The organism is Methylobacterium sp. GC_Met_2 (assembly GCF_026540795.1).
Lineage (GTDB): Bacteria > Pseudomonadota > Alphaproteobacteria > Rhizobiales > Beijerinckiaceae > Methylobacterium.
In genome coordinates this window covers 1-25349 of the sequence record NZ_JALNUM010000024.1, presented here as the reverse complement: position 1 = coordinate 25349, position 25349 = coordinate 1, and the positions used below count along the sequence as shown (strand labels likewise).

General features: G+C 69.3%; 23 protein-coding genes and 1 pseudogene. 7 read left to right on the top strand and 17 right to left on the bottom strand.

The genetic code is table 11. From position 1 onward, the window contains the following. Window positions 1–95: 95 nt before the first annotated feature. Both OXS49_RS11105 and OXS49_RS11100 read right to left on the bottom strand, forming a co-directional pair. Window positions 96–1010, bottom strand: coding sequence for a neutral zinc metallopeptidase (locus tag OXS49_RS11105; RefSeq protein WP_243922977.1), 915 nt, complete (start codon window positions 1008–1010; stop codon window positions 96–98). A 143-nt stretch (window positions 1011–1153) separates the two neighbouring features. Then, the gene (locus OXS49_RS11100) at window positions 1154–2035 is read right to left on the bottom strand and encodes a uracil-DNA glycosylase (protein ID WP_244005215.1); all 882 of its coding nucleotides are present in this window, start codon (window positions 2033–2035) and stop codon (window positions 1154–1156) included. A 265-nt stretch (window positions 2036–2300) separates the two neighbouring features. Between OXS49_RS11100 and OXS49_RS11095 the strand changes: the two genes are divergently transcribed. The 5 genes from OXS49_RS11095 to OXS49_RS11075 all read left to right on the top strand — a co-directional run bounded on the left by OXS49_RS11095 (window position 2301) and on the right by OXS49_RS11075 (window position 9346). Then, window positions 2301–3974, top strand: coding sequence for an electron transfer flavoprotein-ubiquinone oxidoreductase (locus OXS49_RS11095; protein WP_267424136.1), 1674 nt, complete (start codon window positions 2301–2303; stop codon window positions 3972–3974). A 190-nt stretch (window positions 3975–4164) separates the two neighbouring features. Beyond that, window positions 4165–4728, top strand: a complete 564-nt coding sequence (locus tag OXS49_RS11090; protein WP_267424134.1) for a hypothetical protein — start codon at window positions 4165–4167, stop codon at window positions 4726–4728. Next, on the top strand, window positions 4703–5311 hold the full coding sequence (locus OXS49_RS11085) for an RES family NAD+ phosphorylase (RefSeq protein WP_267424132.1): 609 nt from the start codon (window positions 4703–4705) through the stop codon (window positions 5309–5311). Before OXS49_RS11090 ends, OXS49_RS11085 begins: the two co-directional genes overlap by 26 nt. A 144-nt stretch (window positions 5312–5455) precedes the next feature. Further along, window positions 5456–7324: a tetratricopeptide repeat protein gene (locus OXS49_RS11080; protein WP_244005222.1), complete on the top strand. Its 1869-nt coding sequence runs from the start codon at window positions 5456–5458 to the stop codon at window positions 7322–7324. A 348-nt stretch (window positions 7325–7672) separates the two neighbouring features. Further along, a complete protein-coding gene (locus OXS49_RS11075; protein ID WP_267424130.1) occupies window positions 7673–9346 on the top strand; it encodes a formate--tetrahydrofolate ligase in 1674 nt (557 codons plus the stop codon). Between the two features lie 377 nt (window positions 9347–9723). On the opposite strand, the gene OXS49_RS11070 is transcribed toward OXS49_RS11075, so the two are convergent. Together OXS49_RS11070 and OXS49_RS11065 are read right to left on the bottom strand one after the other, a co-directional pair. Next, window positions 9724–11091, bottom strand: a complete 1368-nt coding sequence (locus OXS49_RS11070) for an 8-oxoguanine deaminase (protein WP_243997641.1) — start codon at window positions 11089–11091, stop codon at window positions 9724–9726. Window positions 11092–11174: 83 nt separating this feature from the next. Continuing rightward, entirely contained in the window at window positions 11175–11603 is a 429-nt protein-coding gene (locus OXS49_RS11065) for a DUF305 domain-containing protein (protein ID WP_346016941.1), read from the bottom strand. A gap of 269 nt (window positions 11604–11872) precedes the next feature. Here OXS49_RS11065 and OXS49_RS11060 point away from each other — a divergent pair, with 269 nt between their 5' ends. Then, entirely contained in the window at window positions 11873–12397 is a 525-nt protein-coding gene (locus OXS49_RS11060; protein ID WP_243997643.1) for a MarR family transcriptional regulator, read from the top strand. After that, the gene (locus tag OXS49_RS11055) at window positions 12394–13101 is read left to right on the top strand and encodes a response regulator (RefSeq protein WP_243997645.1); all 708 of its coding nucleotides are present in this window, start codon (window positions 12394–12396) and stop codon (window positions 13099–13101) included. The genes OXS49_RS11060 and OXS49_RS11055 overlap by 4 nt, the downstream gene beginning before the upstream one ends. Window positions 13102–13239: 138 nt before the next feature. On the opposite strand, the gene OXS49_RS11050 is transcribed toward OXS49_RS11055, so the two are convergent. The 13 genes and pseudogenes from OXS49_RS11050 to OXS49_RS10990 all read right to left on the bottom strand — a co-directional run bounded on the left by OXS49_RS11050 (window position 13240) and on the right by OXS49_RS10990 (window position 25083). After that, window positions 13240–15162: an EAL domain-containing protein gene (locus OXS49_RS11050; protein ID WP_267424125.1), complete on the bottom strand. Its 1923-nt coding sequence runs from the start codon at window positions 15160–15162 to the stop codon at window positions 13240–13242. 354 nt (window positions 15163–15516) lie between these two features. Then, window positions 15517–15753 carry a hypothetical protein gene (locus OXS49_RS11045; RefSeq protein WP_267424124.1) on the bottom strand — a complete coding sequence of 79 codons (237 nt, stop codon included), beginning with the start codon at window positions 15751–15753 and terminating at the stop codon, window positions 15517–15519. Window positions 15754–15863: 110 nt separating this feature from the next. Further along, window positions 15864–16691, bottom strand: coding sequence for a hydratase (locus OXS49_RS11040; RefSeq protein WP_267424123.1), 828 nt, complete (start codon window positions 16689–16691; stop codon window positions 15864–15866). 44 nt (window positions 16692–16735) lie between these two features. Continuing rightward, window positions 16736–17614 (bottom strand): TIGR01459 family HAD-type hydrolase, encoded by an 879-nt coding sequence (locus OXS49_RS11035; protein ID WP_243997653.1) that lies wholly within the window; start codon window positions 17612–17614, stop codon window positions 16736–16738. 131 nt (window positions 17615–17745) lie between these two features. Beyond that, on the bottom strand, window positions 17746–18948 hold the full coding sequence (locus tag OXS49_RS11030; protein WP_267424122.1) for a PHB depolymerase family esterase: 1203 nt from the start codon (window positions 18946–18948) through the stop codon (window positions 17746–17748). Between the two features lie 175 nt (window positions 18949–19123). Beyond that, window positions 19124–19846 (bottom strand): DNA polymerase III subunit epsilon, encoded by a 723-nt coding sequence (dnaQ, locus tag OXS49_RS11025; protein WP_243997657.1) that lies wholly within the window; start codon window positions 19844–19846, stop codon window positions 19124–19126. Between the two features lie 143 nt (window positions 19847–19989). After that, the gene (locus tag OXS49_RS11020; RefSeq protein ID WP_243997659.1) at window positions 19990–20391 is read right to left on the bottom strand and encodes a type II toxin-antitoxin system VapC family toxin; all 402 of its coding nucleotides are present in this window, start codon (window positions 20389–20391) and stop codon (window positions 19990–19992) included. Beyond that, window positions 20391–20636: a type II toxin-antitoxin system VapB family antitoxin gene (locus tag OXS49_RS11015; RefSeq protein WP_243997661.1), complete on the bottom strand. Its 246-nt coding sequence runs from the start codon at window positions 20634–20636 to the stop codon at window positions 20391–20393. Before OXS49_RS11015 ends, OXS49_RS11020 begins: the two co-directional genes overlap by 1 nt. A 436-nt stretch (window positions 20637–21072) precedes the next feature. Further along, window positions 21073–21885 (bottom strand): annotated as a pseudogene (locus OXS49_RS11010) (SDR family oxidoreductase). Window positions 21886–21950: 65 nt separating this feature from the next. Further along, the gene (coaE, locus tag OXS49_RS11005; protein WP_267424118.1) at window positions 21951–22574 is read right to left on the bottom strand and encodes a dephospho-CoA kinase; all 624 of its coding nucleotides are present in this window, start codon (window positions 22572–22574) and stop codon (window positions 21951–21953) included. After that, entirely contained in the window at window positions 22571–23446 is an 876-nt protein-coding gene (locus OXS49_RS11000) for a shikimate dehydrogenase (RefSeq protein WP_267424116.1), read from the bottom strand. The genes coaE and OXS49_RS11000 overlap by 4 nt, the downstream gene beginning before the upstream one ends. Continuing rightward, window positions 23443–24459 carry a cation diffusion facilitator family transporter gene (locus OXS49_RS10995; RefSeq protein WP_267424114.1) on the bottom strand — a complete coding sequence of 339 codons (1017 nt, stop codon included), beginning with the start codon at window positions 24457–24459 and terminating at the stop codon, window positions 23443–23445. Before OXS49_RS10995 ends, OXS49_RS11000 begins: the two co-directional genes overlap by 4 nt. A gap of 12 nt (window positions 24460–24471) precedes the next feature. Then, complete coding sequence (locus tag OXS49_RS10990; RefSeq protein ID WP_243997666.1) at window positions 24472–25083, bottom strand: Maf family nucleotide pyrophosphatase; 612 nt, start codon at window positions 25081–25083, stop codon at window positions 24472–24474. Window positions 25084–25349 lie beyond the last annotated feature (266 nt).

The following is a 25349-nucleotide window of genomic DNA, read 5'->3' as shown; positions in this document are numbered from 1 at the left end:
TCGCGAGCGCAGCGACGCGACCCAGGGCAGCGCGACATCCGTAAGCGTGGCGCCACTCTGGATTGTTTCGCTGCGCTCGCAAAGACAAAGCAACCTCAGTTCCCCGCCGTCCGGAACGTGTCGCACGCCTTGGTCTGGCCGCTCTTGTAGCCGGCAGTAAACCAGCGCTGGCGCTGGGCCGAGGAGCCGTGGGTGAAGGAATCCGGCACCACGTAACCCTGCGAGCGCCGCTGCAGCGCGTCGTCGCCGATCTGCGCGGCGGCGTTCAGGGCCTCGTCGATATCGCCCTGATCCAGTTCGGCGTACTTGTCGTTGGAGTTCTTGGCCCAGACGCCGGCGAGGCAATCGGCCATCAGCTCGATCCGCACCGAGAGGGCATTCGCCTCGGTCTTGCTCGACGCCTGCTGCTGGCGCGCCTGAACCTTACCCAGGATGCCCAGCACGTCCTGCACGTGGTGGCCGACCTCGTGGGCGATCACGTACGCGTAGGCGAAATCACCCTTCACGCCGAACTTCGTGGCCATCTCCTTGAAGAAGCCGGTGTCGAGATAGACCTTCTTGTCGAGCGGGCAGTAGAACGGGCCCATCGCGGCCTGGGCCGAGCCGCAGCCCGAGCGGGTACCGCCGGTGTAGAGCACCAGGGTCGTCGGGGTGTATTGCTTGCCGGTCTGCTGCGGCAGGATCTGGCTCCACACGTCCTCGGTGTTGCCCAGGATCTTTGACGCGAAGCGGCCGCTCTCGTCGGTGGGCGCCTGGCGCCGCTTGGCCTGCGTCTGCGGATCGGCCGGCTGCTCCTGCTGGCTGTGACCGCCGCCGATCCGCTCGGCGCCGCCGATCAGGATCGCCGGGTTGATCCCCGTGAAGTAGCTGACGATCAGCAGCACCACGATGGTGCCGATCCCGAGCCCGCCGGCACCGCCGCCGGGGAAGCCCATGCCGCCACCGCCGCCACCGCCTTCGCCCCGGCGATCCTCGACGTTGTCGGAGCTGCGTAGATCGTCCCAGCGCATGGTCGGGTCCCGCTATCGGTGCTGCGCCGGCCGCCGCGGGCGGGACGCAAGGTGTCGTGCGTCGTCCTGGCCGGACGGCGGCGAACCGCCGGCGGGAACGAAGCTCTAATGGCGGGAGGGGAGAGCCGGTTCCGCTTCCGCGGTCAAGCTGTCCCGTCGATGAGCGCGCGCAGGGCGCGGAAGTCCCGCCACGCCAGCCGCTTCTGCACCGGCTGGCGCAGCAGGAAGGCCGGATGGAGCGTGGCGAGCAGCTTCACCTCGCGATTCGGCAACGTGTACGGGAACAGCCGGCCGCGGGTGCGGAGGATGCCGTCCTTGGAACCGGTGAGCGTCTGGGTCGCGGGCGCGCCCAGGCAGACGATGATATCGGGATCAACCAGCTCGATCTGCCGCTCCACGAAGGGCCGGCACACCGCGACCTCCTGGGGGGTCGGGTTCCGGTTGCCCGGGGGCCGCCAGGGCACGATGTTGCCGATATAGGTGCTGGTCCGGTCGAGGCCGACCGCCTTCATCATCTTGTCGAGGAGCTGGCCCGAGCGACCCATGAACGGCTTGCCGATCCGGTCCTCGTCGGCCCCCGGCGCCTCACCGAGAAACATCACCCGCGCCTCCGGATTGCCGTCGCCGAAGACGAGGTTCTTGGCGGTGAAGCGCAGCGGGCAGGCATCGAAATCCGCCAGGATCCGCTCCAACTCCTCCAGCGACTTGGCTTGGCGCGCCCGGGTGCGGGCGTCGCTCGCGGCCTCGTCGGGCTGGGCGCTGGCGGCCCGACCGAAGGTGCGCGGCGCCACGACGGGCGCCGGGGCGCCGGGGGGTGGCACGAGGCTGTTGGCCACCGCGACGACCGGCGGCTCCACAGCCCGGGCCGTCGCGACCCTGCGCGGGGCGCGCAGGGTCGGTGCGGGCGAGTCCGGCTCGCCGAAGCGGTCGTGCGGCTGCTCGTCGAGCGCCGCGTCGGCCCCGGCCTCCACGTGGAAGTCGAGATAGGCGATCAGGTCGGCTTGCGCGTCGGAGGGGCTCGGCATGGTCCAACCATGTGGGGTCACGGCGGCCTGTGGACAACTTTTGAAACGGGCCGGCCGTCAAGGACTTGCGTGACCGAAGGGCGCAGGGCCGGCGTCCCCGGACACGAATCGTCCAATCCGTCCCCTCCGGTGCGGCAAAGGGAACTTTGCCTTGAGCGTGAGCGTCGGCAACTTGCCTTTCTAGCTTGGAATCGCTTGAGACGGCAGAAGGAACGCCGGCCCGGCGATGAATCGGGTCCTGAAACAAAGAAAAGGAGAGGCGAGGATGGCGCTGCCCGAACGCGAGAGCATGGATTTCGACGTGGTCGTGGTCGGCGCCGGCCCGGCCGGGCTCGCCACCGCGATCCGCCTGAAGCAGCGCGCCGCCGAGATCGGCCAGGAGATCTCCGTCGTTGTCGTCGAGAAGGGCTCGGAGGTCGGCGCCCACATCCTGTCCGGGGCGGTGATCGATCCGATCGGCCTCGACCGGCTGCTGCCCGAGTGGCGCCAGGATCCGGAGCGTCCGCTCAAGACGGAGGTCCAGCGCGACGAGTTCATGATGCTGACCAAGAACAGCGGCATCACCCTGCCGAACGTGTTCTTCCCCAAGCTCATGTCGAACCACGGCAACTTCGTCGGCTCGCTCTCGAACACGTGCAAGTATCTGGGCGCCCAGGCCGAGGCGCTCGGGGTCGAGATCTATCCCGGCTTCCCGGCCTCCGAGGTGCTGTTCGACGCGAACGGCGCCGTGGCGGGCATCGCCACGGGCGATCTCGGCATCGGTAAGTCGGGCGAGCCACGCGACGACTACACAAGCGGCATGGAATTGCGCGGCAAGTACACGGTGTTCGGCGAGGGCGCCCGGGGCAACCTCACCAAGGGGCTGATCCAGCGCTTCTCGCTCAACCGGTACAGCGATCATTTCAAGTACGGGCTCGGCGTGAAGGAGCTCTGGCAGCTCGCCCCCGGCAAGTTCGAGCCGGGGCTGGTGCAGCACACGATGGGCTGGCCGCTGCCCAACAAGGCCGGCGGCGGCTCCTGGCTCTACCATTTCGACGACCATCTGCTCTCGGTCGGCTTCGTCACGCACCTGAACTACGAGAACCCGACCCTGTCGCCGTTCGAGGAGTTCCAACGCTTCAAGACCCACCCGATGATCGCCGAGACGTTCGAGGGCGCCAAGCGCATCGGCTACGGGGCGCGGGCCATCATGGAGGGCGGCTGGCAGTCCGTGCCCAAGCTCGTCTTCCCCGGCGGCTGCCTGGTCGGCTGCTCGGCGGGCTTCGTGAACGTGCCGCGGATCAAGGGCTCGCACAACGCGATCCTGTCCGGCATGCAGGCGGCCGATGCCATCGCGGACGCCCTGAAGGCGGGCCGCGCGGGCGACGAGGTCACCGCCTACGAGGCCGGCTGGCGCGACAGCCCGATCGGGCAGGACCTGAAGGCCGTGCGCAACGTCAAGCCGCTCTGGTCCAAGTACGGCACGCTGGTCGGCGTCGGGCTCGGCGGCCTCGACATGTGGGCGACCACGATCCTCGGCGCCTCGCCGTTCGGCACGCTCAAGCACGGCAAGCCGGATCACGCCTGCCTCAAGCCGCTCTCCGAGGTGACGCCGATCACCTACCCGAAGCCCGACGGCAAGCTGACCTTCGACCGGCTCTCCTCGGTCTACCTGTCGAACACCAACCACGAGGAGGACCAGCCGCCCCACCTCAAGGTCCGCGATCTGGAGCTGCAGAAGCGCTCCGAGCACGATGTCTACGGCGGCCCCTCGTCCCGCTACTGCCCGGCGGGCGTCTACGAGTGGGTGGCGGATGCCGCCGCGAGCGACGGTGTGCGCTACCAGATCAACGCGCAGAACTGCGTCCACTGCAAGACCTGCGATATCAAGGACCCGAACCAGAACATCGACTGGGTGACGCCGGAGGGGCCGGGCGGGCCGAATTATCCGAACATGTGAGGGAGCCACTGGTCTGGACAATCCGGACAATCCGCATGAAAATGCGCGGATCTGGAGGGTTGCCCCGATGGCACGGGATTTTGCGGCCGAGCGGGACGGACTCGATATCCGGTCCGATGACGTGCTGGCCGTGCTTCGGAGGCGCAATCCAGGGGCGAAGCCGGAATCGTTGAGGCATGCGGCGGGCCTGATGGCTGCCGTCGGCCGGGCCGTGGAGCAGGGCGATGCAGTCCGGGCCATGCACGTGGTCCTGAACTATCTGAAGGTTGATGGACCTGCCCCGGCCGAACCCGACGCTGCGGCGGCGCGGGCGCTCACCCTGAACCCACGGGGCGCAGTCGAAGTGAGCCACGGCGCTCCGGCGGGCGAAACGATCGATCGCCGGGACGGACTGAAGCGGCTCGCGGCCAGCGCGTTTCCGGTGACGCTGGAAGAATGGGCCGGCCCCCTGGCCGGCTCGAGCGAACTTGCGGCCCGTCTCGGGATCGCGCGATCCACCTTGCAGGACTGGCGGCGCAGCGGGGCGGTGGTCGGATTGCTGAAGGGAACACGCAAGCACCTGTTCCCCCTCGCCCAGTTCGTCGATGGCCATCCAGTTGAAGGGCTCGCGCCGGTACTGGCGATCATCGGGGATCCGCGCACCACCTGGCTTTGGCTAACCGAACCCTATGCGCGCGGCGGATCGCCGCTCGAAGACCTGAAGCGGGGACGAGTCGCCCCCGTCATCGATGCGGCTCGCGATGACTTCGCGTGAGCTGAGGCTCGATCACGCGGTTCTCGCCAGCCTCGCCGTCGCCTTCCAGCCCCTCGGCTATTACCGCGTCACACCGCTGGCCTATCGATCCACCCCCCTCGGCATGGGGTTCGGCCGGTCACGTTTTTCCAGTCCCGACGACAGCTTCAAAATCCTCTACCTTGCTGTGGACCTGACGACGGGTGTCGCCGAGACGCTGATCCGGGATCGCTTCGAGAATCGGCGCCGGCGCCGCATCGGCGCGGCGGAGATCGCGCGCTGGGGCGTCACGCGGGTGAGCGCGTCCCGGCCGCTAACCGTGATCGACCTGCGTACCACCGGCCTGCTCCGCCTCGGCATCTCCACGGATGCCGGCCGCGCCAAGGCCCATCGCTACGGCCCGCGTCTCAGTCGCGCGATCCACGCGACGAGCGATGCCGACGGCATCCTGTACGGCTCGCGCCTAACCGGCGCGGTTTGCTGCACTGTCTACGACCGGGCGGTCGCGACGCTGGCGGCGGAGCCTGTCAACGAGCTCCTCCAGGAGGCCACCCTGGCGGCCGTACTCGGCAATCTGGCTGTCGAACTGGTGATGTCCGCCTGAAGCCCGACGTCCGGACCGCGCCATCCTTTCGCCTTGCGGGGCTGGCGGGATGGGTTCAGTGTCCCCGGCGATTTTTCGGGGATAACCCGCCATTCTCGCGCCCGGCCCCTTGGCGGCCCGGCGCCCAGGAGCCGCGACCGGTTCATGATGACATCCCGCGCCCGCCGGAGCGTCTCGGCGCTCGCCCTGCTGCTGGCCGCAGGTCTGCCGCAGACCGTGCTTGCCGCGCAGCCGAAGGAATCGACCCCGATCCTCGACTACGAACCCGCGGATTCGCTGGAGGGCAACTTCCTCTCCGCCTACATCGCGGGCGCCGCCCGGGACACGACGGCGGCCGCGACCTTCTACCGCGAGGCCGTGAAGGCCGACCCGCGCAACGCCGAACTCGTCGAGCGCGCCTTCATCTCGCTCTTGGCCGACGGCGCCCTGCCGGACGCGTTCCGGGCGGCCGAGAAGCTGATCGCCCGCGATCCGACCAACGGGCTCGCCAACCTCTCGTTGGGGGTGCGCCAGATCAAGGCCGGCCAGTGGGCCGCCGCCCGCCAGAATTTTTCGCGCAGCGGCCGCGGGGCCGCCACGGACCTGACGGCGACACTGCTCACCGCCTGGTCGTATGCCGGCGCGGGTGACGGCAAGAAGGCGCTGGAGACGGTCAACAAGCTTCGGGGCGAGCGCTACTACAACACCTTCCGCGACTACCATGCCGGCCTGATCGCCTCGGTGACCGGCGACAATGCCGAAGCCGAGCGGCGCCTCAAGGCCGCCTACGAGGCCGACCGCAACACCCTGCGCATCGTCGACGCCTATGCCCGGATCGAGGCGAGCCTCGGCCGCACCGATCTGGCGATCCAGGCCTATTCGGACTTCGACCAGCTCTCGCCGCGCCACCCGCTGGTGCGCGACGCCCTCGACAAGCTCAAGGAGGGCAAGCCGCTGACGCGGCTGATCACCACCGCCCAGGAAGGCGCCGCCGAGGTGCTGTACGGGCTGGGCTCGGCGGGCTCGACGCAGGGCGACGAATTGCCCGCCGTGATCTACCTGCGGCTCGCCCTCTACCTCGCCCCCGACCACGCGCTCGCGCGGCTGACGCTGGCCGACACGCTCGACCGGATGAAGCAGCCCGAGCGCGCCAACGAGGCCTACGCGCAGATCCCCGCGACCTCCCCGCTCAAGCTCAACGCCGACATCCAGGTCGGCCTGAACCTGGAGCAGATGGGCAAGGGCGACGAGGCGCTGGAGCACCTCGACGCCACCATGAAGGCGCATCCCGACGACATCGACGTGATCACCGCGCTCGGCAACGTCCAGCGCGCGCGCAAGAAGTACGAGGAGGCGGCCGCCACCTACACCCGCGCCATCGACCTGATCGGCAACCGGCCGCAATCGAACTACTGGACGACCTACTATTTCCGCGGCACCGCCTACGAGCGGGCCAAGCAATGGCCGAAGGCCGAAGCCGACCTGAAGAAAGCCCTCGCCCTGGTCCCGCCCAACCAGCCGGCCGCCAAGGCGCAGGTGATGAACTACCTCGGCTATTCCTGGGTCGATCAGAACACCAATATCGACGAGGCGTTCAAGCTGTTGCAGCAGGCGGTCGAGGCCAGCCCGCGGGACGGCATGATCGTCGACAGCCTCGGCTGGGCCTATTACCGCCTCGGCCGCTGGGACGATGCGGTGCGCGAGCTGGAGAAGGCGGTCGAGCTGAAGCCGGGCGACCCGACCATCAACGACCATCTGGGCGACGCCTACTGGCGCGCGGGCCGGCGGCTGGAGGGCAAGTTCCAGTGGCAGCACGCCAAGGACCTCAACCCCGAGCCGGACGACCTCACGCAGATCAACGCGAAGCTGAAGGACGGCCTGCCCGAGATCGAGAAGCCGACCGCCACGGCCGAGACCGTGCCGGCCCCGGTTGCCGCCCCGCACAACGCCGAAAACCCGGAACTGCCCAAGGGGGCTCCGCAGCCGCACGAGGCGCCGGGCGCCGCCGACAAGGCCAAGAAGTCGGGGGGCTGAGCGGACTTCCACCGGAGCCCGTCATCGCGAGCGCAGCGAAGCGACCCAGGGCGGCGCGACGTCCGGCAGCGTGGCGCTGCTGGATTGCTTCGCTCCACGCGCAAGGACGACGGCGGATCGGGGCTTCCGGTCCGAAGTCTTGCGGGGCCGCACGCCGAGCGCGGGGGGGATCCCCGCCGGATCGACAAGACTATTTTGTCCACGACCTCATAAAAATCGACGCGCATTTCCCGCCCGTTTGACGCACACTGCGCAGCCGTTCGCGGGCGGCTGCCCGCATGAGCGGACATCCGCACGGCAAGAGCCGGCGGTCGGGCGCCGTGCCCGCGATTCAGGGAGGGAACGCCCATGCCGTCAGACATCGAGATCGCCCGCGCCGCGACCCTGAAGCCGATCGCGCAGGTCGCGGAGAAGCTCGGCATCCCGGATGACGCGCTCCACAATTACGGCAAGCACATCGCCAAGATCGATCACGGCTACATCGCCGGGCTGGAGAGCCGGAAATCCGGCAAGCTCGTGCTGGTCACCGCGATCTCGCCGACGCCCGCGGGCGAGGGCAAGACCACCACCACGGTGGGCCTGGGCGACGCCCTGAACCGCATCGGTGCCAAGACCATGATCTGCCTGCGCGAGCCGTCCCTCGGGCCGTGCTTCGGCATGAAGGGCGGGGCGGCCGGCGGCGGCAAGGCCCAGGTCGTGCCGATGGAGCAGATCAACCTACACTTCACCGGCGACTTCCACGCCATCACGGCGGCCCACAGCCTCGCGGCCGCGCTGATCGACAACCACGTCTATTGGGCGAACGAGCTCAACATCGACGTGCGCCGCATCCACTGGCGCCGCGTGGTCGACATGAACGACCGGGCGCTCCGCCAGATCACCCAGTCGCTCGGCGGTGTCGCCAACGGTTTTCCGCGGGAGGACGGGTTCGACATCACGGTGGCCTCCGAGGTGATGGCGGTGTTCTGCCTGGCGCGTGACCTCGCCGATCTGGAGGAGCGCCTGGGCCGGATCGTCATCGCCGAGACCCGGGACCGCAAGCTCGTCACCCTCAAGGACGTGAAGGCCACCGGCGCCATGACGGTGCTGCTGAAGGACGCCCTGCAGCCGAACCTCGTGCAGACGCTTGAGGGCAACCCGGCGCTGATCCATGGCGGCCCCTTCGCCAACATCGCGCATGGCTGCAACTCGGTGATCGCCACCCGGGCCGGCCTGCGGCTCGCCGACTACACGGTGACGGAAGCCGGCTTCGGCGCCGATCTGGGTGCTGAGAAGTTCCTGGACATCAAGTGCCGACAGGCGGGGCTGACCCCGTCGGCGGTCGTGGTGGTGGCGACCGTCCGCGCCCTCAAGATGCATGGCGGCGTCGACAAGAAAAACCTTGGGGCGGAAAACATCGACGCCCTGGAGAAGGGCTTTGCGAATCTCGCCCGGCACGTCACCAACCTGCGCGGCTTCGGCCTGCCGGTCGTGGTCGGCGTCAACCACTTCTACGCCGACACCGACGCCGAGCACGCCAAGCTCAAGGCGCTGTGCCGCGAGCGGCTCGATGTCGAGGCGATCACCTGCCGCCACTGGGCGGAGGGCGGGGCCGGTGCCGAGGAACTCGCCCACGCCGTGGTGAAGCTCAGCCAGGCCGAGCCGGCACCGATCCGCCACGCCTACGAGACCGAGGCGCCGCTCGCCGATAAGATCCGGTCCATCGCCACCAAACTCTACGGCGCCGCCGACATCCAGATCGAATCCAAGGCTCAGGCCAAGCTCGCCGCCTTCGAGAAGGACGGCTACGGGAACCTGCCGATCTGCATGGCCAAGACCCAGTACTCGTTCTCCACCGATCCGACCCTGATGGGCGCCCCCGAGGGCCACATCGTCGGCGTGCGCGACGTCCGGCTCTCGGCCGGAGCCGGCTTCGTGGTGGCGATCTGCGGAGAGATCATGACCATGCCGGGCCTGCCCCGGGTGCCCGCGGCCGACACGATCCGGCTGGACGCCAACGGGCAGATCGACGGGCTGTTCTGAGAATCGCGCGCGGCCTTCACCAAGGTTGGCTCAAGGCCGCGCGGGACCATCCCCGGATTTCAGCGAATCAATCAGCAGGGCTCTGCCCTGAACCCGCAAAAGGTCGCAGACCCAGCCCTTTTAAGGTGTTTTCGGCCCTGTGGGATACCGACCGGACGCGCTCTCCTCCCCCTTGCGGGGAGGAGTTGGAGGTGGGGGTGGCTCAGGATCGAGCGCTGCGGTGCCTTCTGCACCACCCCCACCCCTGACCCCTCCCCGCAAGGGGGAGGGGAAATACGCTTGCTCTATCGATGATTGAGAAGGGCCATAGGTGGGATACCTGCGCCTAGCCCAAACACCTTAAAAGGGCTGGTCGCAGACCTTTTGAAACCAAGACTTTAGGCGCCCCCGAACAGCGCCACCGCCAGCCGCGAATGGTCCTCGCGCAGGCGACCCACATCGACTCCCACGGGCTGCCCGTCGATCACCCGCCAGCGCCCCGCCACCATCACCCGGTCGGCCCGGGTCGCGCCGCACAGCACCAGCGCCGCCAGCGGGTCGTGGGCACCCGAGAAGCGCAGCTCGTCCAGGGTGAACAGCGCAAGATCCGCCTCCCGCCCCGGCTCGATCCGTCCGATATCGGAGCGACCGAGGCAGGCGGCCGAGCCCTCCGTGGCCCAGCGGAGGGCGTCGAGATGCGTCACCGCCTCCGCGCCATAAGTGAGCCGGCTCAGCATCACCGCGTGGCGCACGCCCTCCATCAGATTCGAGCTGTCGTTCGAAGCCGAGCCGTCGACTCCGAGACCGACGGGGGAGCCCGCCGCCTCCAACTCGCAGGTGCGGCAGTGGCCGGACGCAAGCGTCATGTTGGAGGTCGGGCAGTGGCATACGCCGACCCCGGCCTTGCCCAGCCGGGCCACCTCCGCATCGTTGAAATGGATGCCGTGGGCCAGCCAGACCCGGTCGTTCAGCCAGCCGACCTCCTCCAGATACTCAACAGGGCGGCACTGGAACATCGATTGGCAGTAGGCATCCTCGTCGAGCGTCTCGCCGAGATGGGTGTGCAGGCGGCAGCCGTGGCGGGCGGCCAGATCCGCGCTCTCGCGCATCAGGCGCTGGGTCACCGCGAAGGGCGAGCAGGGGGCGAGACCGATCTGCACCATCGCGCCGGGGGCGGGATCGTGGAACAGGTTCAGCACCCGCTCGCTGTCGGAGAGGATCGTGTCGTCGTCCTGCGTCAGCGCCTGAGGCGGCAGGCCGCCTTCGCGGTCGGACAGGCTCATCGAGCCGCGGGTGATGAAGGCGCGGATCCCGAGATTGCGGGCCTCGTCGACCTGGACATCGACCGAATCCTCCAGACCCTTCGGAAACAGGTAGTGGTGGTCGCCCGCCGTGGTGCAGCCCGAGAGCAGCAGCTCGGTATAGGCGACGCGGGTGGCCAGCCGGAACGCCTCCGGGGTGATCCGCCCCCAGATCGTGTAAAGCGCCTTCAGCCAGGGGAAGAGCGGCTTGTTGATCGCGATCGGATGCGCACGGGTCAGTGTCTGGAAGGCGTGGTGGTGGGTGTTGATCAGCCCGGGGATCACCACGTGGCGCGACGCCTCGAAGGTCTCGTCCACCGGGGCCGCCGGCCGGGCACCGGCCGCCACGAGCTCGACGATCCGGCTGCCCGCGACGACGATCCCGCCCTCAGCCCCTGCGGCCAGGATGGCGAGCGGATTGCGGATCCACAGGCGGCTTGGTGCCGCTCCAGCTTCGTGCGCCATGTGTCCGACCGATCCTGTTGCCCCGACAGCCCTGCGTAGCGGAGCCGACGGAGTGCGGGCAACACCGCAATCGCCGCGCTGCGCTACCGGATACCCGCCCCGGGGGCCCAGGATTGTCCGCGCATTTCCGAACGCGTCCCCGCCTCCGGATCCCGGCTCCGGTAAGACTCGGCCGTCTGAACGTGCTGCGGGCCGCCGCCCGGCGGCACCGCCACGCCGCGTTGCCCGAGCCAAGCCTCCATCTCGGCGATCTCCCGCTGCTGCTCGACGATCACCGCCTCGGCAAGCTGCCGGGTCCAGGGGTCCTTGGCGTGCGCCAGGGCGACCTGTCCCATCGCGATCGCGCCCCGGTGATGCGGGATCATCTGAAGGCGGAAATCGACATCCGGATCTCCGGTATAGGGGACCGTCATGTCGTGCATCATCTGGCCGTGCGCTGCCTTGAAGCCCCGGGTCGCCGGCGTGTCGGCCTCGGCACCGGTTCGGGCCGCGGGTTGCGCGTGACCATGCATATGGGACGGTGAACCTTCAGCGACGGCGGACCCCGCCGTCAGAAGCAGACCCAGTACCCATCCCACGCGTCGCATATCGGTCTCCGCTGCCGCCGCGACGGCATTCGTTGCAGCGGCCCGGCAGGTTACCATGAGGGAACGGGCAAGGCAGCGCCGGCGTCCAGGGTTGACGGGCTCGGGCCGCCTTGAGAAACGTCATGGGGACTGACCTATCACCCGTTGGGAGCGGCCGCGCCGTGACACGGACAGCCCCGCGCCAAGACGTCTTCATGGAATCGTCTGTGGAGACCTTCGCGGCGAAACCCGTCCCGGGCGCCGCGCCGGCCGCCCTGGGCAGCGACGACCTGATCGAACTGCTGTTCTTCGCCTATCGCGACTTCGTGGGGGATCCCGACCGGATCCTGTCGGCCTACGGCTTCGGCCGGGCGCACCACCGGGTGCTGCACTTCGCCGACCGCTATCCCGGCCTGACCATCGCCGAACTTCTCGACATCCTGCGGATCACCAAGCAGAGCCTCAACCGGGTGCTGAAGGACCTGATCGGCCAGGGCTACGTCGTGCAGAAGCCCGGCGCGAGCGACCGGCGCCAGCGCCTCCTGTACTGCACGGCCTCGGGGGCAGAACTCGCGGCCGACCTGACCCGCGTCCAGGCGCGCCGCCTCGCCCGGGCGCTGGCCGCGCCGGATGCCCGGGGCTCGCCGGAGGACTTTCTGATGGCGATGATCGAGCCCGAGGACCGGCCGGCGGTCCAACGCCTGATGGCGCGGCGCGGAACCTCCGGGGGCGGCGCATGAGCCATCCCGTCCGGGCCGACCTGCCCGACGAGGCCCCGCACGTCCTCGTGGTCGATGACGACCGCCGCCTGCGCGAGTTGCTCACCCGCTACCTGACCGACCAGGGGTTCCGGGTCACCGCGGCGGCGAGTGCCGCCGAGGCCCGGGCGCGGGCGCAGAGCGTGGTGTTCGACGCCATGGTGCTCGACGTGATGATGCCGGGCGAGAACGGCTTCGAATACGCCCGCAGCGTGCGCGAGACATCCCGGGTGCCGATCCTGATGCTGACGGCCCGCTCCAACCCGAACGACCGGGTGATGGGCCTGGAAATCGGCGCGGACGATTACCTGCCCAAACCCTTCGAGCCGCGCGAGCTGACGCTGCGCCTCAGCAACATCATCAAGCGCAGCCCGCGTCCCCGCGCGGCGGCGGCCGAGACGGTGACCTTCGGGCCCTTCGCATTCCGGATCGACCGCGGCGAGCTGCGCCGGGACGACGAGATGATCCGCATCACCGAGCGTGAGCGGGAGATCCTGACCATCCTGGCAGCGGCCAGCGGCGCCAACGTGGAGCGCGAGCAACTCGCCGGGAGTGGCGGCGCCGCGGCGGAGCGCACGGTCGACGTGCAGATCAACCGCCTGCGCCGCAAGACCGAGGTCGATCCCGCCAACCCGGTCTTCCTGCAGACGGTGCGGGGGGTCGGCTACCGGCTCGCGGTGGATTGAGGCCGGGCCGCGTCCGGTCGGCCGACCCATCGCAGCGGACAATCGCTGCGGGGATCGATCACGAACCTGATCGGACGCGATCGAGGTGCATCCCGTAACACGCCCATCAGCCTGTCCGATCTCGGTCCGTCGGGTCTTCTATGCTTGGAGCCGATCTGCCGCTTCAACCGGCGTAAGCTTACGAAGAAGATCCTCGAACGGCATCGGCTTGGCGATGAAATAGCCCTGCATGTAGCGGCAGCCCTGCCGACGGGCGGCGTCCTGCTGCTCGGCGGTCTCGATGCCCTCGGCTATTCCTTCGAGGCCGAGGTTCCGGCAGAGATCCAGGATGGTGGAGACGAGGCTACAGCCCAGATCCGTGTCGATGCCGGCCATGAAGCTGCGGTCGATCTTGATCTTGTCCAGCGGCAGGCTGTGGACGTAGCCCAGGCTGGAATATCCCGTGCCGAAATCGTCCAGGGCGACCGCGATGCCCAGAGCTCGCAGCATGCGAATGGCCGCCTTGGCCTGATCGAAGTCGCGCATCAGCGCCGTTTCCGTCAGCTCCAGCGTCAACCGATGCGGATCGAAGCCGCTCGCGCGCACGGCGGCCAGGATTGCCAACACGGTGTCGGGTGAGGTCAGGTCTTGGGCCGACAGATTGAAGGACAGGCCGATCCCCGGCGGCAGCCGGGTGCCGTCGGCGAGCGCCTTGCGCAGGAGCAGGAGCGTCATGTCGTGGATGAGGCCGCACCGCTCCGCCGCGGCGATGAACCGGTCCGGGGACACGCGTCCGAGCTGCGGGCTGGTCCAGCGCGCGAGCCCCTCCACGAGGGCAATCTTGCCCGTGTCCGTATCGAGGATCGGTTGGTAGTACAGCGTCATCTCGGCGGAGAGGTCCGCCGTGCGCAGGGCGGTCTCCACGATCTGCTCCGCCCGGATGGCGTCCTCGTGCTCCTGTGAGAACAGGATCGTCTTGCCGCGACGATGCTCCTTCGAATGGTAGAGCGCGTAATCGGCGCGGTCGAACAGCGCATCCGCGTCGCGCCCGGCCCGGGGATACTTGGCCAGACCACCCGAGCAACCCGTGACGACCTGGATGTTGCCGAAGCGGATCGGCTTCGCCAGCGCGGCGCAGATGGCATCGCAGAACGCGATGATCTCCTCGGGCGGTCCAGGGTTCCGGACGAGGATGCCGAACTCGTCCCCGCCCAGGCGCGAGACGGTGACGTTCTCGTTGGCGAAGGCCGCCAGTCGCGGGCCGATCACAGCCAGAACCCGATCGCCGACCACGTGTCCGTAGGTGTCGTTGACCGGCTTGAAACGGTCGAGGTCGAAGATCGCCAGGGCGAAACGTGCGTCGTTCCCCGCCGAGGCCTGGATGAGCTCGCCGAGTTTCTGGAAGAAATAGCGTCGGTTGGGCAGCTCGGTGAGACTGTCCGTATGGGCGAGGCGCGCATTCTCGTCCGAGAGCCGGTCAGCCTCGGCCTGCGACGCGACCAACTGGACGAAGGCCCGGAAATTGTTGGCGAGGACACGCATCATCACCACGGTCACGAAAGCGGTGTTGACGGCGATCGCCAGGAACACGTGGTTCTGACTGGTGATGCAGCAGAACAGAAAGACACCCATCACGATGCCGGTCACGAGAAAGGCCGCGACCGGCAGGTGGGTGAGACAGAAGATGCAGGCGATCACCGTGATCGCCACGAAGATCGCCACATGGCCCTGCTCATAGGGGCCGCCGTAGCCGTTCAAGATCATCGCCCAACTGACGAACGCGACTGAAAAGACCGCCGTCAGAGCCGTCGTTCGACGAAGTTGGATAGCAGCCTGGTCCTGGCTCATCTCATCGACGCGCATGCGCCACCACCGGACCGCGCGCAGCACGCAAACGGTGACCAAAACACCGGGAAATCCGAGAGTCAGAAGGACTGGTGCCAATGGATAATGCGTTACAGCGAGCGCACAACTATTAACAGACAGCAGGACATAAAGGGTTGGGATGTGCTTCCGCAGCTCCGTCAGCTGGCTAATGCATGTGGGATCTTTGGCGTGATGGATCCGCACCAGATTTAGCATTCTATGATCATGCCCAGATACGATCGCGCGCGGTCTTTTTGTTCGACTGTTGATCGTAGAATGGAATCATTAAAGGCATCTTTCGAATATCTTCGTTTCACCCACCTACAGTTATATCTGATTTTATGTGTACTATCAGACAGTCGATTTCCACGGAATGGCACTGTGGCGACTGCGCCCGAACGGAAGACTAAAGTCGGACTGCAACGCAAAACGATCTGAAATGACGGTTCGTCAATGACTGCAATCGGGACGCGTTGGCGACCTTCCGTATGCCCGGCATGGGTCGCAAGAACGTCGCTGACGCACGACCCCATCGGGTTCAGACAACAAAGGATTAGCGCCGCGGGGGCGTCACACCGCGCGGGGCTCGTCGGGCTTCAGCTTGAGCGCCTTGGCGATCCGGGTTGACAGGCCGCCCACCAGGGACACAGCGGCCTGCGGGCCGGCCAGGCCGCGCACCGCCTCGATCGCCGCCTCGGCATCGGGTTTCATCACCGCGTAGACCAACGGGCGCGCCGCCTTGCGGGGGCGCTCTGGCGTCACGGCGACGAGGAAGGTGTTGTAGCGTCTCCGAACGCGACCGGGCATGCTGCGGGATGTGGCATGTCGGCTAAGCATCGCCAAGGCCTGCAAGCGCTGAACGTCGGAGCCGGCGCGGGATGCGTCGCGAGTGGCGACGATAATCCCTGACCTCCGCCTCAGATCAAGGCGAGATCGATATCGGGCAACGGCAATCCGTCGAACCGGGCGCGCCAGAACTCGCCGGGCGCGAGCGGCAATGCATCGGTGAGGGTGCCGGTGGTGATGATCTCGTGCGCTGCGAGAGGCGGCGCTGCCGGATCGTTAGCCAGCACATCGACAAGATGGCCGAGGGCGGCGAGGGGCCCTGCGCCCATCACGTTCCGTCCGCCGCCGCGGTCCGCGCGCATGCCGTCCCGCAGCAGATCGACCGAGAACCGTTCGAGCCGGCCGATCCAGGCCGACCGCTCATCCGCGGCAATCGGCACACGCTCGCCGACCACCAGCAATCCGTGCAGCCCGAAGGCCGCGACCGTGTCGGGGGCGGTGAAGCGCCAGCCGGGATAGAGGGATTGCACGATCTCGAATCCGGCGGCCGCCCAGGCGACGCATCCGATCAGGGCCGCAGCGTCCATGCCGGGTTCCGGGGTGCGGGCGAGCCCGAACACGATCTCGGGCTCGATGCGCGGCTCGACGAAGGCGGAGAGCGCCACGGGGCCGGCCGATACGGCATGCGCGCGCAGGGTCGTGTCGTAGACGTAACCCCAGATCGGCGCGCGAACGCCGTACCGGTCCCAGAGGGTCGTGTTGGTGAAGCCGATCTTGCGGCCGACCACCCGCTCGCCCCGGGCGGCGCGCAGGCCGCGCACCGCCTCGGCGACCCGGTAGGCGGCCGGCAGGTCGAGGGCCGGATCCCAGCTGGTCAGCGGTGCGATCGGGCGGCGATGCTCGTGGGCGGCGAGGATCGTCCGGGCATGGGCGGCGGCGGGGACGGGGTCGGCTATCATGACTTGTTAGCATCCGGCATGCCGGTGGCGACGTCCAGCGCCGGCTACCAGCGCAGCCGCTCGATCACCGCGTCCGGATGCACCGCCTGCCGGCCGAGCCACTCCGCGATATCGCCCAGCCGGTGGTGCTCGGCTGTGACGCCGAGTTCCTCCGCGTGGATGCCCCGGGCGACCAGCAGGCTCGCGATGCCGAAGCCGCGGGCCCCCGCGATATCGGTCCGGATCGCGTCGCCGATCGCCAGAACCCGGGCCGGATCGACCGGGGCGCCGGTCAGGTCGCCGCCCTTCACGAGCGCCGCCTCGTAGACCGGCCGGTGCGGCTTGCCGGCGTAGACCACCGGGCCGCCGATCTCCGCATAGGCCGCCGCCAGCAGGCCCGCGCAGGGGATCAGCCGGTTGCCGCTCTCCACGACGAGGTCGGGATTGGCGCAGATCATCGTCAGCCCACGGCTGGCCAGCCGCGTCAGCTCCGGCCGGTAATCCTCGGCGGTCTCACTGCGGTCGTCGAACAGGCCGGTGCAGACCACGAGGTCGGCCTCCGCCTCCGGCACCAGGGTGAGGTCGAGGCCCTGGAAGATGCCGAGGTCGCGCTCCGGCCCGATATGGCGGATCCGGGCGCCGGGCCGCGCCGCGATCAGGCCGCGGGTGAGGTCACCCGAGGTGAGGATCGCGTCGTAGGCCTCGCGCGGCACCCCGAACCGGTCGAGGATCCGCCCCACGCCGTCCCCCGGCCGCGGGGCGTTCGAGACCAGCACGACGCGGCGCGGCCGGTCTCCGGCCAAGCCACGGAAGCGGATCAGCGCCTCGCCCGCGGGCGCGTGCGCCGTCTGGCCGTCGTGCAGCACGCCCCAGACGTCGCAGAGGATCAGGTCGTACCGGTCGGCGACGTCGCCGAGGCCGTTCAGGGTCGGGATGGTGGTCATCGCAAGTCCTGGTTTCAAAAGGTCCGGGACCTTTTGCGGGTGCAGGGCAGCGCCCTGCGTTCGGCGACCGGGCTACACATCAGGGCTCCGCCCCGATACCCCGCCAAAGGGCTCAGCCCTTTGGAAACCCGTTACCGGCGTTTCGGGCCGAGGCGGTGTTCGGCGAAGAAGTCGAGCATCGCCCGGGAGGCGTCGGGGCCCTCGCGGTCCGTGTAGCTGCCCTCCGGGCGGCCGCCCGACCACGCGTGGCCGGCGCCGCGCACCCGCCAATCCTCCACCACCACCCGGCCGGACGAATCCCGGTAGCGGGTGCGGGTGAAGGGATGGCCGCGGCCTTCCATGGTTTCGGACCGGGCGGTCAGCCCCGCCACGTCGGCCTGCGCCAGGACCTGATCGGCATTGCGGACGCTCACCGTTCCGTCATCCTCGCCGTGGAAGACGATCGTGGGCACGCGGGTCGCCGTGGCGGGCGCACCGAACGGCGTCGCCGTGCCGAGTCCCGGCGCCCCGACCTGCATGGCCATCAGGGCCGAGCCGAGATCGCGGGCGCAGCCGGCCGCGAGGCCCGAATGCACCCCCACGGCAGCGTAGAGGTCCGGATAGGCCCGGGCAGTGTTGAGAGCGGCCGCGCCCCCCGCCGAGAGACCCGCGATATAGACCCGGGCCGGGTCGATCGGGTGCTCGGCCATGATCGCGCGGGTGAGCCCCGCGATGATCGCCGGCTCGCCCGAGCCGCGGGCCTGATCGCGGGGGTCGTACCAGTTCCAGCAGCGTTGGGCATGGGCCTGCCGGCTCTGCGCCGGGTAGGCCACGAACACGCCCGCACGCTCCGCCAGGGTGTTCATGCCGGTGCCGGTGGCGAAATCGTCCGGGTTCTGCATGCAGCCGTGCAGCATGACGACGAGCGGAGCCCGGGTATCCGGACGGCTGGGGATGAACAGCTTGTAGTCGCGGCTGCCGGCGGACTCCGTGTGGCTCAGGGCCACGAAGCGGCCCCCCGGGGGTCCCGCCGCCTCGGCGGGCGACGCCGGCTGCCGCAGGGGCTTGCCCAAACCCTTCAGCACGGGTGCGAGGCCGCGCACGACCTGCCCGACCACCTCGCGCACCCGCGGGGCGGATTCGGACGAATCCCGATCCGTGCCGGGACGCGCATCAGGGGCGGGCGCGTCACGGCGGGCCTGCGGGGCACCGCCGAGGCTGCGCTGGATCAGCGCTGTGGCTTCGTCCAGACGGCCTAGACCGGTGAGGCGGGTCGCCTCGATCATGTCGGCCCAGGGCGAGGTGCCGGACCCGCGCATCGACTCTTCATCGCGGCTGCCGAGATCGTCGGTCATGCGTGCGCGCCTCGTTGTCTCGGCATTCCTGTCGCGGCTGGGACCTAGGCGACGAAGCCACTGCATGGACCATCCTCACCATCCGATCGATGGTACGCCGAGCTTGGATTGTGCACTGCAATAAACCGCGCCGTGCTGCACCGCAACACCCGGCGACGCGGGTCTGCCGGGCGTGTCAGGCCGGCTCGTCCGTGCCGATATAGTCGGACCAGATCGCGGCGGCACCGAGGCTCGCCCGAAAGACGTCGTGGCGGGCGCGTTCGCCCTCCGTCAGCCGGCTCCGGTATGGGCGCGGCGCCGCGGCGGTCGCCTGACGGGCGGCCGCTCCCGCGGTGGGGGCGGCGATCGCCACCTCCGTCAGCCCGAGACTGGTCTGCTTGCCGCCGAGCAGCTCGACATAGACCTCGGCCAGGATCTGGGCATCGAGGAGCGCCCCATGCTTGGTGCGCTTGGTGTTGTCGATGCCATAGCGGGAGCACAGGGCGTCGAGGTTGTTGGCCGCCCCCGGGTGCTTGCGCCGGGCCATCGGCAGGGTATCGACGACATCCTCCAGCCGGATCGGCGGCGGGGCGCGGTCCCCGAGCCGGGCGTATTCCATGTTGAGGAAGCCGACATCGAAGGGCGCGTTGTGGATCACGAGCCGCCCGTCGGCCAGGAAATCCAGGAGATCGCCGACGATCTCGGCGAAGAGCGGCTTGTCGGCCAGGAACGCGTCCGACAGGCCGTGGACGTTGAACGCCCCTTCGGACACCGCCCGCTGCGGGTTGCAGAAGCGGTGGAAGGTGCGGCCGGTGGGGATGTGGTTGAGCAGCTCGACCGCCCCGATCTCGATCAGGCGGTCGCCACCCTTCGCTTCCGTGCCGGTGGTCTCGGTGTCGAGGACGATCTCGCGCAGCATGAGGGCGACTCGCGGGCTTGAGAGGGGGAAACTCGGGAGGCATGCGACGCGCGTTCGGCATCGCCGATCCGGGGAATCTCGGGGTGATCCTACGGGACGATGCTGTCGCGTTCGTTATCGCACGGGGATCCCGGAGGCCGGGTCTACACGGCCCGGGTCAGATCCGTGTGTCCGAAATCCCGTCCCTTGAACAGGATCGGGTCGCGGTAGGCCTGGGCGCAGGCGTAGGACAGGCAGTCGGCGAGGTTGAGCTGCGCCGGGTGTCCCCGTCCTTTGCCGAAGCGTCGGAATGCCGCGACGGCCATCCGGCCGATGGCGTCGTCGATCGGCACGACGGCGATATCGGCCTCGGACAGGAACGCATCGACATCCTCTTGGACATCGGCGGGGTCTCGGTCGAGACGGCTCGCCAGGACGATACAGGTTTCCAGGCGGACCAAGGGTGAGGTCCGGCGCTGGCCCGCCCGCTCGATGCAGGTGGCGAAAAGTCCCGCCTCGGGCTCCTTGCAGAAGATCGCGACGAACGCGGATGTGTCGATGAACATCAACGCGTCCAGAGGGTGTCGCGATCCGCCTCGGTGACGGGACGGGGGTTGGGCCCGGCCTTGGCCAAGCTGCGATCCGCGATGGCCGCGAGGCGATGCGCCAGGGGTATCGTGGCGCGTTCGCGCTCCAGCGCGTGCTCCAGAGCCTGGATGACGGCTTCGGTGATGCCGGTCTTCCGACGCGCGGCGAGTTCCTGGGCAAGCGCATGCGCACGCGGATTCCGGACGTTCAGGGTCGTGGCCATCGCAACCTCTCTTTACAAGATCGTAAAGCCGTAAAGACGAGAGCGTCAATGCAGGGTCATCCGGCAATCCCTTCGGCTGTCATTGTCCGCAAGGCCGCGTGCTTCACCGCGACGTGTTGCGGTAGACGCAGACGCGCCCCTGGTCCTCGTAGCCGGCCGGGCAGGCGGTGACGCAGGCGCCGGCCGCGAATTTTTTCGGCGGCAGGCAGGACATGGCGTATTGCGCTCCGGCTGGTGCGGTTCCGAGCAGGACGAGGGTGAAACAGGTCAGTCGCCCAGCGCGCCATCCGCGGCTCAACCCGGACCGGCGGACGGAAGCCTGTGGTGGCCGGATCGTCCACGCCATTCGCATCGCGGGCCGCCTCTTATCGCGCCGGTGCTTCCGAAGTTGGCGCGCGCGCTACGTCGAACGTCGCAAGGCGTGGGACGTATCCGCTCAACCCCCGGGGCTGGCCGCGGTGCCAGCGAGCGACCCGCCGTCGAGGCTGATCTCCGAGCCGGTCATGGAGGCGGCTTCATCGGAGGCCGGCAGAATGCAGACCGCCGCGACCTCGTCCGGGGTCCCGAACCGGCGGAGCGGTGTGTCGGCGACGAGGGCCGCCATCCGGGCCGTGCGGTCGGGGCCGTCCCCCAGCATCGGCTCCCACATCGGCGTCAGGACTGCGGCCGGATGAACCGAATTGCAGCGCACGTTCAGGCCCTGCGCGGCGCAATACAGGGCCACCGTCTTGGTGTGGTTGCGGATTGCCGCCTTGGAGGATGCGTAGGCCGCCGCCATGGGAATGCCCACGAGGCCAGAGCGCGACGAGATGTTGATGATGGCACCCTTTCATGCCGGCCGCATCGCCCGGATGGCGGATCAGCAGCCGAGGAAGACACCATCGAGATTCTTGGCATGGACCGCGCGCCAGTCGGTCAGGGTGGTGGTCTCGGGATCGTGCGCGACCGGTCCGTCCTCGAAGCCGGTGACGCCAGCATTGTTGACCAACACGTCGAGGCGACCGTGCCGGGCGAGGAGATCCGCCATCACGCCGTCCCAGGCCGTCTCGTCGCGCACGTCGAGCGCGGCGAACTGCGCTTGATCCTCGCCGATCGCGGCGGCGACAGCGCGCCCGGTCGGCGCGTCGCGGTCGGTAACGGAGACGAAGGCGAAGGCGTCCTCGGCCGCGAAGGCCCGGGCGATGGCCTCACCGATGCCGCGGCCCGCGCCGGTCACGCGTGTCACCTTGCCCTGCAGCCGGTCCGACATGGTGTCCCACCTCCTGATGCGCGCTGGTCCACCCCGCGATTCGCCGCACCTGTCGGGGCCATGCCTTAACCCGGCGCACGGTCCCCCGTCAGCCGGGCGACGATCCGCGCCACCTCGGCCTCGGCCGCGGGAAAGCCCCGGCTCGTGTCGATGACGAAATCGGCCCGGGCGCGCTTCTCGGCATCAGGCATCTGCTTGGCCAGGATCGCCGCGAAGGTCGCCTCATCCATGCCGGGGCGGGCCAGCACCCGGGCGCGCTGGACCTCCGGCGGGGCGCTCACCACCGCGACCGCGTCGCAGCGGCCGTCGCCGCCGGTCTCGTAGAGGAGCGGGATGTCGAGGACGACGAGCGGGGCTTGCGCGTGCCGGGCCAGGAACGCCGTGCTGGCAGCCCGGACCAGGGGATGGACGATCTGTTCGAGCGCCGCCATCCGGTCGGGCGCATCGAGCACCGCCGCGCGCAGACGCGTCCGGTCGACGCCGCCCGCCGCGTCGAGCACGCCCGGAAAGGTTGTTTCGATCGCCACTGCCGCCGCACCGCCGGGGCCGTAGAGGGCATGGACGGCCGCATCCGCGTCGTGGACCGGGACGCCGCGCTTGGCGAACAGCGCCGCGGTGGCCGACTTGCCCATGCCGATCGAGCCGGTGAGCCCGAGCACGACGGATCCGGACCCGGCCTTCGGCCTCACCGGGTCAAATTCGGGGCGAGATCCGCCACGATCCGGTCGCGCAGGGCGGGGGTGACGGTGGGGCGGGGGCCGAACCAAGCCTCGAAGCCCGGCACCGCCTGGTGGAGCAGCATGCCGAGGCCGTCCACGGCGGCCAGCCCCCGGCGGCGCGCCACCGCGAGGAGGTCGGTCTCCAGGGGCGCGTAGACGATGTCGGCCACCGCGGCCTCAGGCGGCAGCGGAGCGAGGTCGAGGGCGAGGGGCGGCTGGCCCTTCATGCCGAGCGACGTGGTGTTGACGAGGAGACCGGTCTCGGCGAGCGCCGCCGGCAGGTCGTCCCAGGCAAGGGCGTCGGCGATGCCGGGGGCGAGGGCCGCCACGGTCTCGGCCCGGGCCGGGGTGCGGTTGGCGACCAGGATGCGCCGCATGCCCCGCTCGGCCAGCCCGACCACGATCGCCCGGGCCGCGCCGCCGGCGCCCAGCACCACGGCGGTGCCGTTCCCGCGCGCGGGCCAGCCCTCTCCCAAGGTTTGGTCGAGATGGGCGCAGAAACCCGGCGCATCGGTGTTGTCGCCGCGGATCCGCCCGTCGGGCCCGACCACCAGGGTGTTGACTGCGCCGATCTTTTGCGCCCGCGGCGTCAGGGTGTCGGCGCGCGCGCAGGCCGCCTCCTTGTGGGGGATCGTGACGTTGCCCCCCCGGAAGCCCGAATCCGGCAGCGACCGGACGAACGCCGAAAAGGCCTGCGGGGCCACGTCCAGGCGCTCGTAGGAGCCGGAAATCCCGTGCGCTGCGAGCCAGTGGCCGTGGATCAGCGGCGAGCGCGAATGGGCGATCGGGTGGCCGACCACGAAGGCGCGCAGCACCGGGGCGCGGGACTGCGGATCGCTCACGCCGCGCAATCCTGCGCCAGCCGGCAGGCCGGGCCGCCGGCTTCCTCGATTTGCATCGTGGCATGGCCGATGCCGAAGCGTGCCCGCAGGCCCTCGGCGGTCTCGGTCAGGAATCCGTTGCCGGACAGGCGGTAGCCGTCTTCCATCACGAGATGGACCGTCAGGGCGACGCTGGTGGTGCTCATAGGCCAGATGTGCAGGTCGTGCAGGTCGGCGACGCCAGGTCGCCCACGCAGGAAGCCGGTCACGGCCTCCGGCGAGATCTCCTGCGGCACGGCATCGAGCGACATCGCCAGGCTGTCGCGCAGGAGCCCCCAGGTCGCCCAGACCACCAGGCCCGCGATGACGAGGCTGACCGCGGGATCGAGCCATGCGAGCCCGGTGAGCTGAATCACGAGGCCGGCAATCACCACCCCGGCCGAGACCGCGGCGTCGGCCGCCATGTGCAGGAAGGCGCCGCGGATGTTGATGTCGCCCTTGGCGCCGCTGGCGAACAGCCACGCGGTCAGGCCGTTCACCAGGATCCCGATGGCAGCCACCACCATCACGGTGGTGCCGGCCACGGGCTCGGGATGGGCCAGCCGGACCAGAGCCTCCCAGATCACCGCCCCCATGGCGATCAGCAGGAACACGGCGTTGAACAGGGCCGCCAGGATCGAGGAGCTGCGATAGCCGTAGGTGAAGCGCGCGGTGGCCTGCCGGCGCACGAGGATCGCGGCGACCCAGGCGGCGGCGAGACCCAACACGTCCGACAGGTTGTGGCCGGCATCGGCTACAAGCGACATGGAGTTGCTGAGATAGCCGTAGATCGCCTCCACCACCACGAAGACGGTGTTGAGCGCGATGCCGATCGCGAAGGCCGGCCCGAAATTTTTCGGGACATGCACATGGCCGCCATGGCCGCCATGGGAATGTCCGCCATGGGAATGTCCGGCATGCGAATGCCCGCCATGGGAATGGCCATCGTGGGAATGCCCTCCGTGGCCGCCGTGCGAATGGTCGTGTCCCGCCAAGGCGGTTCCCCCTCAGAAAGCCAGAAGCCCGGCGGCGCGCAGCCGCGCGAGGAGCGGCAGCAGCGGCAGGCCCAGCACGGTGCTGTGATCGCCCGCGACCGATTCGAACAGGTGGATGCCCGGCCCCTCGAGCTGGTAGCCGCCGACGCTCGCCCGCACGCGATCCGCGCCGGCGCAGTCCACATAGGCCGCGATCGCCCGATCATCGAGGGGGCGCAGGGTCAGCCGGGCGGTCTCCACGAAGGTGTCGCGGACGGATCCGGCCAGCGCCACGGCGGAATGCAGGGCGTGGGTCCGTCCGGCGAGGCGGGCGAGCTGCGCCCGGGCCGCCGCGGCATCGGCCGGCTTGTGGAACACGATGCCGTCGCAGTCGAGCACCTGATCGGCGCCGATGACGACGCGTCCGGGATGCCGGGCCGCCACCGATTCGGCCTTGGCGCGGGCGAGGTGCAGGGCGAGATCGGGCGGGAACAGGCCGGCGCTCTGCGCCTCCAGGACGCGCTCGTCGACATCGGGGGAAGCGGTCTCGACCGGCAGTGCGGCGCTCTCCAGCAGGAGGCGTCGGGTCGGGCTGGTGGAGGCGAGGAGGAGCGGGGCCGAGCCGGTCCAGGGCGAGCGGAGCATCCCGCCAGTGTCACGGATCCGGCGACGGGCGCAAGACGGTGTGCGTGTCGGGGGCTGCGACGAGCCCCGCCGTCGGAATGGACCGGCGGGCGGGGCTGTCGCGGGGCCGTTACGCAACCTGGCGCCCGAGATGACCGTGGCACGGGTCGGTTAGGGGAAGGTCAACGGCCGGGGCAGGGGACTTGTCCATTCCGTGCCGAGAAGGGACAGGCACCGCTTGTCTCCCTCCCCCCTCTGCGGGCTTGCGGATTCACACGTCTCCAAGG

Coding starts and splice junctions, on each gene's coding strand:
- OXS49_RS11105 (WP_243922977.1), bottom strand. CDS start 1,010: ATGCGCTGGGACGATCTACGCAGCTCCGACAACGTCGAGGATCGCCGG.
- OXS49_RS11100 (WP_244005215.1), bottom strand. CDS start 2,035: ATGCCGAGCCCCTCCGACGCGCAAGCCGACCTGATCGCCTATCTCGAC.
- OXS49_RS11095 (WP_267424136.1), top strand. CDS start 2,301: ATGGCGCTGCCCGAACGCGAGAGCATGGATTTCGACGTGGTCGTGGTC.
- OXS49_RS11090 (WP_267424134.1), top strand. CDS start 4,165: ATGGCTGCCGTCGGCCGGGCCGTGGAGCAGGGCGATGCAGTCCGGGCC.
- OXS49_RS11085 (WP_267424132.1), top strand. CDS start 4,703: ATGCGGCTCGCGATGACTTCGCGTGAGCTGAGGCTCGATCACGCGGTT.
- OXS49_RS11080 (WP_244005222.1), top strand. CDS start 5,456: ATGATGACATCCCGCGCCCGCCGGAGCGTCTCGGCGCTCGCCCTGCTG.
- OXS49_RS11075 (WP_267424130.1), top strand. CDS start 7,673: ATGCCGTCAGACATCGAGATCGCCCGCGCCGCGACCCTGAAGCCGATC.
- OXS49_RS11070 (WP_243997641.1), bottom strand. CDS start 11,091: ATGGCGCACGAAGCTGGAGCGGCACCAAGCCGCCTGTGGATCCGCAAT.
- OXS49_RS11065 (WP_346016941.1), bottom strand. CDS start 11,603: ATGCATGGTCACGCGCAACCCGCGGCCCGAACCGGTGCCGAGGCCGAC.
- OXS49_RS11060 (WP_243997643.1), top strand. CDS start 11,873: ATGGAATCGTCTGTGGAGACCTTCGCGGCGAAACCCGTCCCGGGCGCC.
- OXS49_RS11055 (WP_243997645.1), top strand. CDS start 12,394: ATGAGCCATCCCGTCCGGGCCGACCTGCCCGACGAGGCCCCGCACGTC.
- OXS49_RS11050 (WP_267424125.1), bottom strand. CDS start 15,162: ATGCTAAATCTGGTGCGGATCCATCACGCCAAAGATCCCACATGCATT.
- OXS49_RS11045 (WP_267424124.1), bottom strand. CDS start 15,753: ATGCCCGGTCGCGTTCGGAGACGCTACAACACCTTCCTCGTCGCCGTG.
- OXS49_RS11040 (WP_267424123.1), bottom strand. CDS start 16,691: ATGATAGCCGACCCCGTCCCCGCCGCCGCCCATGCCCGGACGATCCTC.
- OXS49_RS11035 (WP_243997653.1), bottom strand. CDS start 17,614: ATGACCACCATCCCGACCCTGAACGGCCTCGGCGACGTCGCCGACCGG.
- OXS49_RS11030 (WP_267424122.1), bottom strand. CDS start 18,948: ATGACCGACGATCTCGGCAGCCGCGATGAAGAGTCGATGCGCGGGTCC.
- dnaQ (WP_243997657.1), bottom strand. CDS start 19,846: ATGCTGCGCGAGATCGTCCTCGACACCGAGACCACCGGCACGGAAGCG.
- OXS49_RS11020 (WP_243997659.1), bottom strand. CDS start 20,391: ATGTTCATCGACACATCCGCGTTCGTCGCGATCTTCTGCAAGGAGCCC.
- OXS49_RS11015 (WP_243997661.1), bottom strand. CDS start 20,636: ATGGCCACGACCCTGAACGTCCGGAATCCGCGTGCGCATGCGCTTGCC.
- OXS49_RS10990 (WP_243997666.1), bottom strand. CDS start 25,083: ATGCTCCGCTCGCCCTGGACCGGCTCGGCCCCGCTCCTCCTCGCCTCC.